This window comes from Candidatus Enterococcus avicola, assembly GCF_047470845.1.
Lineage (GTDB): Bacteria > Bacillota > Bacilli > Lactobacillales > Enterococcaceae > Enterococcus_D > Enterococcus_D casseliflavus.
Genome location: NZ_JBLGTY010000029.1, coordinates 1 through 13,107 on the forward strand (window position 1 = coordinate 1; position 13,107 = coordinate 13,107).

Annotated in this window: 12 protein-coding genes; 5 read left to right on the forward strand and 7 right to left on the reverse strand. The window is 41.2% G+C overall.

The window, feature by feature from the left end; genetic code table 11:
- Positions 1–683 precede the first annotated feature (683 nt).
- Complete coding sequence (locus ACI3E5_RS15955; protein ID WP_151195456.1) at positions 684–1,082, forward strand: hypothetical protein; 399 nt, start codon at positions 684–686, stop codon at positions 1,080–1,082.
- A gap of 328 nt (positions 1,083–1,410) precedes the next feature.
- On the opposite strand, the gene ACI3E5_RS15960 is transcribed toward ACI3E5_RS15955, so the two are convergent.
- Positions 1,411–1,626 (reverse strand): helix-turn-helix domain-containing protein, encoded by a 216-nt coding sequence (locus ACI3E5_RS15960; RefSeq protein ID WP_074933564.1) that lies wholly within the window; start codon positions 1,624–1,626, stop codon positions 1,411–1,413.
- A gap of 115 nt (positions 1,627–1,741) precedes the next feature.
- Between ACI3E5_RS15960 and ACI3E5_RS15965 the strand changes: the two genes are divergently transcribed.
- From ACI3E5_RS15965 to ACI3E5_RS15975, 3 genes are all read left to right on the forward strand, one after another.
- Complete coding sequence (locus ACI3E5_RS15965; protein WP_498822103.1) at positions 1,742–2,041, forward strand: hypothetical protein; 300 nt, start codon at positions 1,742–1,744, stop codon at positions 2,039–2,041.
- A gap of 236 nt (positions 2,042–2,277) precedes the next feature.
- Positions 2,278–2,646 (forward strand): ACT domain-containing protein, encoded by a 369-nt coding sequence (locus tag ACI3E5_RS15970; protein WP_010749708.1) that lies wholly within the window; start codon positions 2,278–2,280, stop codon positions 2,644–2,646.
- 508 nt (positions 2,647–3,154) lie between these two features.
- Positions 3,155–4,255 carry a mandelate racemase/muconate lactonizing enzyme family protein gene (locus tag ACI3E5_RS15975; protein WP_081116486.1) on the forward strand — a complete coding sequence of 367 codons (1,101 nt, stop codon included), beginning with the start codon at positions 3,155–3,157 and terminating at the stop codon, positions 4,253–4,255.
- Positions 4,256–4,308: 53 nt separating this feature from the next.
- On the opposite strand, the gene ACI3E5_RS15980 is transcribed toward ACI3E5_RS15975, so the two are convergent.
- Together ACI3E5_RS15980 and ACI3E5_RS15985 are read right to left on the reverse strand one after the other, a co-directional pair.
- Positions 4,309–5,724 carry a glycoside hydrolase family 1 protein gene (locus tag ACI3E5_RS15980; RefSeq protein ID WP_086293025.1) on the reverse strand — a complete coding sequence of 472 codons (1,416 nt, stop codon included), beginning with the start codon at positions 5,722–5,724 and terminating at the stop codon, positions 4,309–4,311.
- 15 nt (positions 5,725–5,739) lie between these two features.
- A complete protein-coding gene (locus tag ACI3E5_RS15985; protein WP_015510115.1) occupies positions 5,740–7,044 on the reverse strand; it encodes a PTS sugar transporter subunit IIC in 1,305 nt (434 codons plus the stop codon).
- Between the two features lie 171 nt (positions 7,045–7,215).
- On the opposite strand from ACI3E5_RS15985, the gene ACI3E5_RS15990 reads away from it, so the two are divergent.
- Positions 7,216–7,917, forward strand: a complete 702-nt coding sequence (locus ACI3E5_RS15990) for a GntR family transcriptional regulator (protein ID WP_325845679.1) — start codon at positions 7,216–7,218, stop codon at positions 7,915–7,917.
- A 53-nt stretch (positions 7,918–7,970) separates the two neighbouring features.
- Here ACI3E5_RS15990 and ACI3E5_RS15995 read toward each other — a convergent pair whose 3' ends face one another.
- The 4 genes from ACI3E5_RS15995 to ACI3E5_RS16010 all read right to left on the reverse strand — a co-directional run bounded on the left by ACI3E5_RS15995 (position 7,971) and on the right by ACI3E5_RS16010 (position 12,628).
- On the reverse strand, positions 7,971–8,735 hold the full coding sequence (locus tag ACI3E5_RS15995; RefSeq protein WP_325845680.1) for a serine hydrolase: 765 nt from the start codon (positions 8,733–8,735) through the stop codon (positions 7,971–7,973).
- A 36-nt stretch (positions 8,736–8,771) separates the two neighbouring features.
- Positions 8,772–9,683 (reverse strand): C40 family peptidase, encoded by a 912-nt coding sequence (locus ACI3E5_RS16000; RefSeq protein ID WP_288723413.1) that lies wholly within the window; start codon positions 9,681–9,683, stop codon positions 8,772–8,774.
- A 21-nt stretch (positions 9,684–9,704) separates the two neighbouring features.
- A complete protein-coding gene (locus ACI3E5_RS16005) occupies positions 9,705–10,778 on the reverse strand; it encodes a dipeptide epimerase (RefSeq protein WP_325845683.1) in 1,074 nt (357 codons plus the stop codon).
- A gap of 188 nt (positions 10,779–10,966) precedes the next feature.
- Positions 10,967–12,628 carry a peptide ABC transporter substrate-binding protein gene (locus ACI3E5_RS16010; protein ID WP_325845685.1) on the reverse strand — a complete coding sequence of 554 codons (1,662 nt, stop codon included), beginning with the start codon at positions 12,626–12,628 and terminating at the stop codon, positions 10,967–10,969.
- Positions 12,629–13,107: the final 479 nt, after the last annotated feature.

A 13,107-nucleotide genomic window follows, 5' to 3' on the forward strand; every position in this document is an offset into this window, starting at 1 on the left:
TTGCTATCTTTTTTTATAAAAAAAGTGTCAGTAGAAAATCCGTAGATTTTCCACCAACACTAAATATTGTAGAACCTTTATTTTAAAGATAATTGTTCTATCTCCTATCAGTCTGGACATAAAAAAATTACTTCAGCTACCTAAACTATCTATGTAATGGAATATCTCTTGAGAAAGTTTCTATCTTCATTTATTAATCAGAAAACTCTCTACTTCGTTTACTGATATTGAAATTACCACAAAGGTCTAGATAGCGTATCGGCTTATCTAGGACATTCATCGGATGCCACGTTTGTTTCCTCTCTTAACACCTTTATATATTATTTAATGCAAGTGTTTTCACTCTTATTTTTTTAAGAATATTGACATTAATTCATCGGAATGTTAAACTCATTCCGATGTTAATACGTCCTAAAACTGTCCTTTTATAGCTTTCGTGTTAGCCATCCTGCATAAATCCAGCTACCCAACCCATTTTATTATGTTTTTTAGATAGAAGGGACTCTAAGCACTCTTTTGTACAACATACAGATCCTTACAAAAGAAAAGCAGTCCAAGGACCTTTATAAGTGTATCAAGTTGATATCAACGAATCCTCTTCGTTTGATCCAAATTGAGCTTCAGTAAATACATCTAAGCTCTTTTTAACAAAAATTTATCTATATAGGAAAGGAAAAAAGATATTGAATATTTTTACTGCTAAGAAATATGAGACACAAATAAAATCAATCATAACTACTTCAGAAATCTATTCCTTAGAGGAAATCTCTGAAATAACTCGTCTTGACCTTCATGAAGTGATAAATTTAGTTGAAAAAATGATAAAAAAAGGGAATAACTCGAATTGGGAATTTCTACTTTTTAAAAATGCCCACATTGATTATCGAAGCAATCAGCTTATTTTGGATGAAACGAAGAAAAATGGGATCGGTAAAAAATTCGGCAAGATGACTATGTCTTTATTGGATAAATTTACACCTAAAGAAGAGGTTGTAAAACAAGAATGGAAATGCCTTTATTGTAATAGTACGAATGCTCCCGAAGAATACAAGTGTAACAGTTGTGGTGCTGAAAAAGAATAAATGGTATGCTCCTTTCTTAGAGTGCAAACTAAAGAAGGAAAATGGGATTAGTCCAACTGCTTTCTGTTCTTTACTCATGCCAGTATTTGATACCCGTTAACTATCATATTAAAGAACTTTATCGGTTGTATATACTTACTGCTTGTGGTGATGCTTTTCCCCAAATTGATGGGCTTGAGGTGATGCGGTCTTGATGGTTAACGATCCTTCTTAGTCGTCTTCTTCCCTCTCTAAAGAATATAAAAATAAAGAGAACCTTAGAGTAGTCACGTTGTACAGTGTTGCTATTCTAAGTGTTCTCTTTTTGTCTTGTTCTACTTTTTAAAAGTTATTTTTTTGTGAGTCTGATAATTTCTGAAATATCGTCAATTTCCAATGCATTAGCGATTCTTTCAATATGTTGAAGGTAAACTTTTTCTCGTTTGCCATTTGCCAGCTTATTAATAATCGAAGGTTCAATATCAGATAAGCGTGCTAACTCTCTTAGAGAAATTCCTCGGCTTTTTACAAGCTCTTTCAAGCCTATTTCTATTTTTCTGTTCATGTATTAGCCACCTTTTTCTGCAAGCAGATGTTGTTCATAAGGACATCATATAGTAAAATAGAACCCAAGGTGGTGTCTATAAGAACACCAATAAAAACAGAATGGAGGTGTTACTTTGAAAGAAATAGAAAAGATTGGCATTAAGACGAGTAATAAGCAGCCGGTAAAAGAAATTAGCTACCAGGACATATATGGTTTAGGAGATACTTTGGAGCAATTGAGATCTTGGCAAGAACCACTCTGTGTATTAGAAAAATTTTTCAGTGACAAAAAAAGACCAGCTAATAAGCAGAAAATCATCCGAGATTATCATACCTGCTCCTTATTATTTCATGTCTTTCTCACAGACTTTGGTAGCTCCCTCGAAAAACTGGAACTCCAGATTGGTGATTTAAAAACTCGAAGAAAAGTTTAATAGCAAAACGATAGCTTGAGCTCACATCAAGCGATAAATGATCGCTTACTTTGCTTATTTATTCTAATAATGGAACATTTTTAACCGCTTATTTTCTTCTGTATAGAATCTACCCGTCTGTTACGTCTCGCAGAAACGACACAACGCTTAGAATCATACGTGATCAAATGATAATCGCCTTCCCTTCTTTCTTATCCTTTGATATGATGATTGCATCAAACGAAGGACGTGATTAAATGAAACTGACCTTATTGGCACCCTCTTTTTCTGTCATCCAAGTAGAGCGTATTGATCCTTCGATACTGAAGATCGTTCCTCTATTTTTTGCCCATACGTCAGAAGAACTTTCTTTGGTGTTACCAACGGCAAAGGTTCCAGCTGAAACACTAAACAGAGAAGATGGATGGAAAGCGATGAAAATAATTGGTGTGCTGGATTTTAGCTTAATTGGCATTATTGCAAAAATCTCTTCCCTTCTAGCCGAGGAGTCAATCAGTATTTTTGCTGTTTCTACCTTCAATACTGATTATATTTTAATCAAGGAACATCAGGTAGAACAAGCTCGTACTGTTTTAACCGCCAATGATTATTCCTTTGTCAATTGAGAAAAACTTGTTCTTCCTTACGACAAGTTACTTTCGCTCGCTTTATGAAATACAAAAGAACGACTGAACCAAAGAAGTTCAGTCGTTCTTTTGTATTTCACTTGTCGTTTAACAAAGATAAGAGTACTGGGTATCCCAAATAAAAGACTTCCCCAAGCTTTCATTTGCCCCAGTACTCTTCATTGCTCGTTGTTAAGATAATCATAATACAAAAATGATTTTTATTCAATAACTATGCTTTAAAAATAAACAAAATGCTATTTTGTGACAATTTATAGGGGTTTCACTTCATTTCTAGCTAATATTCCCTATATCTGTTTATATTCTAAATGGTTCCATGAAGCATCAGTTGATGAGATGCGATCCCTTCGATAACGATCCTCCTTCTTTTAAAGTTTTGAATTTGAGGAAATTCAGCCTTGTCAATCTCGCCTTCCCATGCTACCATGGTTATGCAAACGTTAACATTAAAATGCACACGTGAACATTAATTTGAGGAGGATTTTTAATGGCAAAAATTACAGATGTACAAACAGCGTATTATCGGATACCTCTTCCAGAAATCATGGAAGATGCGAAGCATGGCTTACACACCCACTTTGAAGTGCCTATCGTCAAGATCGTTACTGATGATGGACGTGAAGGGGTCGGCTATACGTATACTGGTGGCTTCGGTGGCGAATCGATCGCCAAACTGATCGATAAAGAACTAAAAGCGATCCTTTTAGGGAAAGATCCAGCATGTGTGGAAGCCTTGTGGGATCAGATGAACTGGGGAATCCACTATGTTGCCAGAGGCGGTTTAGCAAGTTTCGCCATTGCGGCTTGTGATATCGCCTTGTGGGACTTACGTGCGAAAAAAGCACAAGAACCCCTCTACAAACTTTTAGGCGGCGCAAGCAACAAAGTAAAATGCTATGGTGGTGCGATTGATCTAAACTTTCCTCTTGAAAAACTCTTAGCCAATAATCAAAAATATTTAGACATGGGATTAAAAGCGGTCAAAATCAAATTGGGACAAAAAACACTTGCCGAAGATATTGCTCGAATAAAAGCGGTCAGAGAATTGATTGGGCCCGATGTTGTCTTTATGGTGGATGCCAACATGAGCTGGTCTGTTGAAAAAGCGATCAAAGCCGCCAAACTGATGGCGCCTTATGACATTTTGTTCCTTGAAGAACCAACGATCCCCGAAGATTACGAAGGCTACGCTCGTATCGCTAAAGAAGGGCAAATTGCGGTGGCAGGCGGAGAAAACTTGCGCACCCCTATCGAATTTGCTCATATGATCAAATATGGCAATGTCGATTTTCCGCAACCCGACGCTTCCAATTGCGGTGGGATCACCGGCTGGTTGAAAATTGCTGCCTTAACACAAACAAGTAACTTATCTGTTTCTACACATGGCATGCAAGAATTGCACGTTAGTCTACTAGCAGCGATGCCTAATGCTGGGTATCTCGAAATGCACAGTTTCCCAATCGATCAATACACCACGAGACCGTTAGTGATCGATCCATCCGATGGCTGTGCGATTGCCCCAGAAGAACCAGGGATTGGTGTCACCTTTGACTGGGAGAAACTTGCTCCTCATAAACAACCCTTTTAACTGAAAACCCACGCTGATTTCCTTTAGAATGAGGAAATCAACGTGGGTTTTTATTACAGAATCAATGGTTTTTCTTCAAATGGAAGCCACCGTTCATCAATCAGGGAACGATACCAAGCGGCTGATTTTTTTAATGACCGAGTCCGTTCTTCATTTAGCTCGACTCGTACAAGACCATAGCGGTTTTTGAACGCATTCATAGGTGAAACACAATCGGTAAATGCCCAAAGCATATAGCCTTCGCAGTTGGCGCCTTCCTCGACGGCTTTTAGCAGCCAGTAAAGATGTTCGGTAATAAACTGAATCCGATAGTCATCTTGGACTTGACCTGTGGCATCCATATACTGTTCTTCATTTTCCCGCCCCATACCATTTTCAGTGATCAGCCATGGAATATTGCCATAATTCTCCTTAAGATAATTGGCCATATCGTACATGACCTTCGGATAGATTTCCCAGCCACGGGAGTTATTCATTTGTTTTCCTGGCAAATCAAAGGTCTCATAAAACATTTCTGGATGAAATGGTGTATCCGAATGCCATTGATATCGTGGTGCCCGCACGCGTTTCGGGTAGTACTGATTGACACCTAAGAAATCCACCGTATGGGTGCGGATCGTTTCCAAATCTTCTTCTGTCGGATCAAAGTAGATGTCATAGGTTTGGCAAAGTGTGATAAGTTCATCTGGATAATGCCCCTTAACCATTGGATCAAAAAAGATTCGGTTAAAAAAAAGATCGTACATTTTTTGCGCGTTTTGATCCTCTGGTGAGGAAGAGCGTGCGTAAACCATTTCTGGATTTAGCACACAACCGATGCGCCCCTCATAGCCTTTTTCATGATAGACAGCCACCGCTTGGGCGGATGCCAATACTTTGTGATAATTCCAAAGCATCCATTTTTTTGTGTTTTGCTCATGGGGCCAGCGGATCGCATCGAGATAGCAACGAGTCTGAATAACGATCGGCTCATTGAAGGTAAACCACTGTTTGACTCGATCACCGTAACGCTCGAAGGCGATTTCGGCATAACGGGTATATAGATCGACCACTTTCCGCGAGCTCCAGCCATCATAGGCATCCATCAAACTAGCTGGCAGTTCATAATGTTCCAAACAAAGCATCGGTTCGACCCCAGCCGCAAGCAATTGGTCGATAAGCTGATCGATATGAGCAGCATAATCTTCATCAACGATCAGCTGTTCATGGTCGGTAAAGAAGCGCGCCCAGTTGATCGATGTTCGGTAATGGGTCAAATGAACCTCCTGCATCAGTTCAACATCCTCTGAAAACTTTTCCATAAAATTCGTCGCAACAGCCGGCCCGTAGCCATTATGCCAGACAAATCGTTCTTCTTTGTACCAGCGGTCGAGATACGAATCTTGCCCTTCTTTCTTTCCTTGCCAGCCTTCTGTCTGCCAAGCAGACGAAGCAGCCCCTAAAATAAATGTTTCAGGTATTTTTACCATTTTTTTAAAACTCCTTTATGCAACTTCATTGGTCGTACGATTCATTACCAAAACAAAAGGTAGATAGATCAAAATCGCCACGACAATACAGATAACTTGCGTGATCACAGCTCCGATATCCCCAGCAGTAGCTAGATAAGCATTGACGATCGGTGGCATCGGCCATGGGACCATTACCACCGCTTTAGCGGCAAAGCCTAGACTTGTCGCCACGTACCCAATCGTTCCTGTTACTAACGGTGTCAGGATAAAGGGAATCGCCAAAATGGGATTCAGCATAATTGGCATTCCGAAGATCACTGGCTCATTGATATTGAAAATCCCAGGTGCTAATGACAATTTAGTGATTTGGCGCATGTCCTCCCGTTTGCCGACGATCAAAATCGCAATCAGCAACCCAATCGTAACCCCAGAGCCGCCCATACTCATATACATATCCCAAAACGGCATCGTAATAATATTGGGTACTTCTTTTCCAGCTTCAAAAGCTTCCGTATTGACAGCGATTGCTGCCAGCAACAATGGTTCGCGAATGGGTTTGACCATCTGGTTCCCATGAATCCCGATGACCCAAAAAACTTGTGCGATAAACATCAACAACAAGATACCTGGTAATCCTTGGACGATCCCTTCCAGTGGTCGTTGGACGACATTGTAGATGATATCGTAAGCATACATCCCTGTGAGTGCTTTGATAGCAAAACCAGCGGTGGCGATGATGGTCACGGTGAAAATCGTTGGAAACAATGCCGAAAAACTTGCCGAAACATTCCCAGGAACACTATCAGGCATCGTGATCTGCAGCCGTTTTTGTCTTCCTAACCACGCATAAAGCTCGATGGAAACGATCGCAACGAACATGCCTAAAAATAGGCCTTTCGTGTCAGTATATTGCTTAGCCAGCACGTTTTCGGCAACCACCGTCGCATCTTCGTGCAAAAATTCAAAGATCATTGGATTAACAGAAAGATAAGACATCACTGCGATGATTCCTGGAAAGACCCCAGAAATCTTATTTAATTTTGCTAGCTCAATCCCAATCAGAAACACTGCATAGATCGTTAAGAAACTCAACGTCACATAACTGACCGCAGATGAGATCGGTTTTAAACTTTCTAAAAAGCGCAGTGCCTCGATTTGTGCCAATCCATTTTCAGCATCAAAAACCATTGCTGAAAACAATGTACCAAACGCCCCTGTAATGATTACTGGAATCAAAGCAGCAAAGGCATTTTTAATGACCATGATGTAGCGTAAATTATTGATCCTATTGGCAAACTTTCCTAAAACGTCAGCGAGTCGATCCATAAATCCTTGCATAAAACTCCCTCCTATACCCCTATTCTTCAATTGTTAGAAAACGATTACATTACAAATGTAATTCATTTCCTGAAGAATGTAAACGCAGGAAAAGCCTTCAAAACAGGGTATGTAAAGCTCCAAGTTTACATACTTCGTTTTATCACTTATTATTATTTTGAGGTGAAGCAAATGGCGAACTACCATGACATCGCTGCCGATTTACGGAGCAAAATCAATCACGGGTTTTACGAAGAAGAGAAAAAATTGCCGAAGCAATCCGAACTGGCTGCGAATTATCAAACGAGCCGCGTGACGATTCAAAAAGCATTGAATATTTTACAAATGGAAGGCATTATTTACGGTAAAAAAGGCACGGGTACGTTTATCAGTGATTCCTATTCAACCTTCGATTACAACGCCAAGATCAATCGCGGACTGACGAAGCGCCTTGGAGAGACAGGAAAAATCACCAGCAAGATCATTTCTTTTGCCATTCTTTTTCCCGATGAGAAAGAACAAGAAAAACTAAAAATTCGCAGTGACCAGCAAATTTATGATATCGTTCGTCTGCGTCTATTTGACGATGTACCCGTTGTTTTAGAGTATACCATCATGCCGCTTCATGTCATTCCTGGCATTACCGAAGAAGTCTTATCCTCTTCAGTCTATAGCTACATCACGAACCAACTCCACTCTTCGATTGGAACATCTGTCCGTCGTATCAAAGCGGATCGTGCAGACACCTATGACCAGCAATACTTAGCTTGTGCTGCCACCGATCCCATTTTAGAAGTTGAGCAAACGGTTTACCTCGGCGATGGGACGCCTTTTGAATTTTCCCAATCACGGCACCGCTATGATATGGGGGATTTTATTGTTGTAAATAATTAATACGCTGCGGATCAAGTGCCTCTAAGTGAGGAGCGATACGCAGCGCATTTTATTTAAAAATATTGCTGATAGACTGTTTGACCAATTTCTCTTAGCCAACTGATCCCTTGACCACTACCGGTTTTATCATAGGAAAATGCCGCAATGATGATCGTCGTTTCATTGGCTTGTAAATACGCTACATCGTGTTCGATGCGGTCAAGACGGCCTGTCTTATTAAAAATGCGGCAAGCAGGATGCGCAGTTTCCGCAAAATTTCCCGCTAATCCTTCTTGAAATTGCTGCTGATTTAAGGGTGAAAACCCTAGTGCAGCTTCTTCTCGTTTAACACACCTTAGTAGTAGTTTAGCAGCCGCCGAGGGGGTCAAGCGGTTCTCTTTGTCTTTGATCGGTCGCATCATATACCGTTCAAATTGAATCTCTGGCTCCTGAATCCAGGCCTGAAGCGTGGGCAACCCTACTAAGTCCAATAGTACATTGGTCGCAGTATTATCAGATACGGCGATCATCGCCGTGAGAAGCTCACTGATGGTCCAACCTTTCTTCTGAGGAAAAAGACGGATCACCCCAGCACCTTCTGTCAGATCAACGGCGTTCACACCGATCAGCTGTTGCGGATCGATTTTTTCTTCGATAATCTGTTCAAGATAATAGGCATACAAAACAAGCTTACTGATACTCGCTGCCGAAAACGACTTTTGACTCTGATAGTCAATGAGACATTCCGTTGGCGTACCGATCCATAAACCCATTTCCAAAGTTGTCTGATAGTTTTCTAGAATAGGCTTAATTGCTACACGCAAGTCATCTTTTCCCATCAAATGCCCCTTTCCTTACGATCATGAAAAGAATGTTCATGAGCATTCCTGTGATGCATTCGGCTGGTTTTGCCAATAACGCGCCACAACTGCGAGTTCTGGTTCATAATTAGAGCCAGTGATTTTGGTTTTCATGACCCGTGACCCAGGTGTTCTTGAATGAATCATTTCGTCATCCCCCAAATATAGACCGACATGATGGACTTCGCCTTTTCCTTCTTCATAAGCAAACAACAGCAGATCCCCTGGTTGTGCCTGACTGTAAGGTACGATGTTTGCTTGTTGTGCTTGCTCGATCGTATCTCGGGGGATTAAAATACCATGAAGTCGATGCAGCGAATACATGAATCCAGAACAATCAAAGCCACTGCCGCTAATGCCTGCCCAGACATAGGGCTGGTTTATAAATTGTTCTGCCAAGGCTATTATTTTTTCTGGGAGCTTTGCCCATGTGTCCGATAGGACGTGAGCAAAAGCTTTAGCGATCGTTGCTGGTCCATTAGGCGTAGCCACTTGATAGGAATCTGCGGTTTCCCCAACAAGTGGTAAAACTGTTCCAAAAGAAACAAGTCGTGTGGTCGAGTCAAAAACAAGCACGGCTTCTTTTGCAATCACCCCAATCCTTCTTTTAGCTGTTGCATAATCTGGTGGCAATGGCTTCAATACCTCGTTCGGCAGATAACCGGGATACCCGAGTGGGTGTTTATTGCTTTTTTGATCCAAGACGATCACATGGGACCAACCATCCGTTTGGGTGATGACTTCTACTATCGTCCCATATAATACTTCGGAGTCCACTAAGCTTTCCTGATAAAGCCGCATCGTATCTTCATCAGTCAAAAAAGTGTGCAGCGCTTCTAAAGGAAATGCTTTGATTTTTGCTAGTACTTTGTTTTCTTTGGGTTCCTTCCATAAGAAGGAAGAGCCAGCCTGAACAATTTGTTTCATCTTTGCTCCTCTCATAACTATTTATTCGTTGATTCCTAGACCGATGCGTTCGGTGACCCTCAAGCTTCCTGGACGCTGAAGAATCCCTTGCATTTCAGGGGAAGTCGTTTGGGTCTCCCACATAAAAGGAACGTCCAGATCATAAAATTGGACGTCGGCCATCCCCAAGGCAAAATGGGCGGCTGCCGCCATTCCCCCATACCCTTCAATCATCGAACCGACCATCACTGGCATGTGATGCTCTTTTGCCAAGTGATAAATTTTTTGTCCCTCTTTGATCCCGCCGCTTTTCATCAATTTAATGTTCAAATAATTGCAGCAGTTTTCAGCAATCAAACGTTTGGCATCCTCATAGGAAAAAAGACTTTCATCAGCCATGATTGGAATCGTCGTACGAGCAGTCACATAGCTGAGTCCAGCAAAATCATGGGCTTTTACTGGCTGTTCAACAAACTCGATCGGAATGTCTTGCCATTGGTCTAAAATCTGCACCGCTTCTTCTTTGGTCCAGCCTTGATTCGCATCAATTCGAAAGGGAATCTTTCCTGCCAAGCGTTCATTGATGCGGCGAATTTTCGCAACTTCCTCTTCGATCGTTCCTGCCCCTAGTTTGATTTTCAAGGAGCGAAATCCCGCCTGGACTTTCGCTTGGGCATCATGCAGCATCTGCTCCTGTGAGCCAACACTGATCGTATAATCGGTTGTCAGTGTATTGGCAGAACCACCTAAATAGCGATAAAGAGGCAAGTTGGCCGCTTTTGCCAGTGCATCATGCAACGCGATATCAATCGCTGCTTTAGGGCTCGTATGATGCTGGATCAACGCATGAAGCTCATCCATTACTAGCAATTGGGCATCTACCTTTCTGCCTAACAGGAACGGGGCAAAGACTGTTTCGATATCTTTTAAAATACTTTCTTTTGTATCACCGGTGATCACTTCGGTAGGGGCTGCTTCTCCGATGCCAACGATCCCATTATCAAAAAAAAGCAGCACTCGAATCACTTCGACGGCGTGCACTTCTCTGAGCGCCGTTTTAAAGGGTGCATTCAGCTGGATCGGAATTCGTTTGGTTTCAACTGCTGTGATTTTCATTGGTGTTCCTCCCAAAAAGAAAAGCAGTTCTTATCTAGCTAAAATGAATACGTCATTGTTCGCTGCTAGAAAAAGAACTGCTTTATTCCTTGTTATCAAGTTGCTAAACATTCTAGTAACGTTTTTCTCGTCTGCTGCCCTCTTTAACGAAGTCAGACAATGAATAGACAAAAGGAGCTTTTTTCTCCTTATTCTTCGACAAAGACATTTTTATAATCATAGGCCGCGCCAACACTATGAACGATGAGGCCTTTGATTTTTGGCGACCGTAGATGTGCTTCAGCACTTTGGAAGAGTGGAATAACGCCTAAGTCGTCGTTTAAGATTTTTTCTGCTGCTACCATATTTTCCCAACGAGCTTCTGGATCGTTAGCATTTTCATTGGAGGCTTGTTCGATCAATTGATTGTAATCATCATTTAGCCATTTTCCACGATTATAGGAACTGTCTTTTTTGAACAATTCCAAAAAGTTGATTGGGTCTGCATAATCCCCGATCCAGTTGTTCATGACCATCTCAAAATCGCCGCTATTTGAACGATCCAAGCGCACAGAAAATGGAACGTTTGTGACTTCGACAGTCAGCCCATCCAGTGTTTGCTGCAAGGTACCTTGAATGTATTCTGCCATTTTTTTCGATTGATCGGTATCTGATGTCAACAGTTCAAAAGACAATGTATCGATACCCAGTTCAGCTTTTGCCTTTTCCCAATATTCTTGGGCTTTTTCTTCGTCAAAGGCTAACGTGGTTGCCGCATCCTCGACAAAATCAGCCTTTGTCTCTGGATTAAACGCTAGGTCAGAAGGAACAAAACCGACCGCCGGTAAGGAGCCGTTGCCTAAAATATTGTCAACGATTTGTTGTCGATTCATACTATACGAAATGGCTTGGCGCAGATTTGCATTTCGAAAAGGCGAATCTTCTGGTGCTTGATTCATTTCTAAATACTGAGTGGTTGCACTAGGCTGAACAATGTAATCAGGATGATTCACATTCTGCATCGCCAATTCACCGCTTAAAATAATGTCATCGGCTTGTCCGCTTTCGTACAAGTTATAAGCGGTCGATGAGTCTTTCACGACATCAAAGTTAATTGTTTCAAGTTTGACCGAATCAGCATCCCAATAATCGGGATTTTTCGCCAATGTCCATTGGATGTCGGTGCCTGGTCCAGCATAATTGGTCAATAGGAATGGTCCATTGTACGCCGCGTTTTCACTGGTTAAGGCATATTGGTCACCGAACTCTTCCACGACACGCTCGTTTTGCGGGAAGAAAGTTGGAAAAGCCAGTAAAGATAAAAAGTAAGGCGTCGGTTTTTCTAACGTGATTTTCAATTCATAATCATTGACTGCTTCGATCCCTAACTCGCTTTTATCTAGCGTCCCATCTGAAATAGCGGTAGCGTTTTTAACGGGTGCCAGCATATAAGCATAATTGGAAGCAGTGGCTGGATCAACGGTTCGCTGCCAGCTAAAAACATAATCAGCTGCAGTAACTGGATCGCCATTGGACCATTTTGCCTCTTCCCGCAGTGAAATGGTGTAAGAAAGCCCATCTTCACTAACTTCAGCGTCTTCGCTTGCACCAGCGATCACAGGAACATTGTTTTCATCTAAGCGATAAAGACCTTCATAGGCGTTGTTTAACGTGATAAAGCTGTAAGAGTCGGTTGCTAAAGAAATATCTGCACTGCCCATCTCTGCCGAAAATTGCACATTGATCACTTGCTCTGCAGAAGAAGCGGCTGATGAATCCGTCTCGTTTTCTTCATTGCTATTTTGACAAGCTGCTAAAAATAAGCTGCCTAGTAACACAAGCGATACTGCATATTTGCTACGTTTCCCCATTTCTACTCATCCCCTTCTAACATTCAGATAATTCAAAAAATTCTGTTTGTTGTACCGAGTTTACCGCATGTTTATGCAGCCTGTCAATTTAACACGACCAAAAAATGTAAGAGGTTACATGGTTGTGTCAGAAACGCTCTTCTGAATGTAAAAAGTAGAAAAGAGCGACTTTATGCTGAATATCGTTGAAAGGAGTCGTGCCAAGAAAGCATACAAAAAAGTCCTGATCTTCTAGGGATCAGAACTTATGATACTTTCTTATACATCATTTCGCAGGTAAAATGGATAAAAAAACTTTCTTAATTTTCCTTCCCTTTCACACAAAAAAAAGAAGACATAAATTTCATCTTCATAGCGCTTTCTCAGAACCTTCCCACTTTTTTGCCTTTCAACTCAAGGAATAAAAGAAATCTCCTCAGAAAGTAAAAAAAACGTATCTATTTTAAAATAGGAGTGGTACACTAAACAAACGAAGAGTA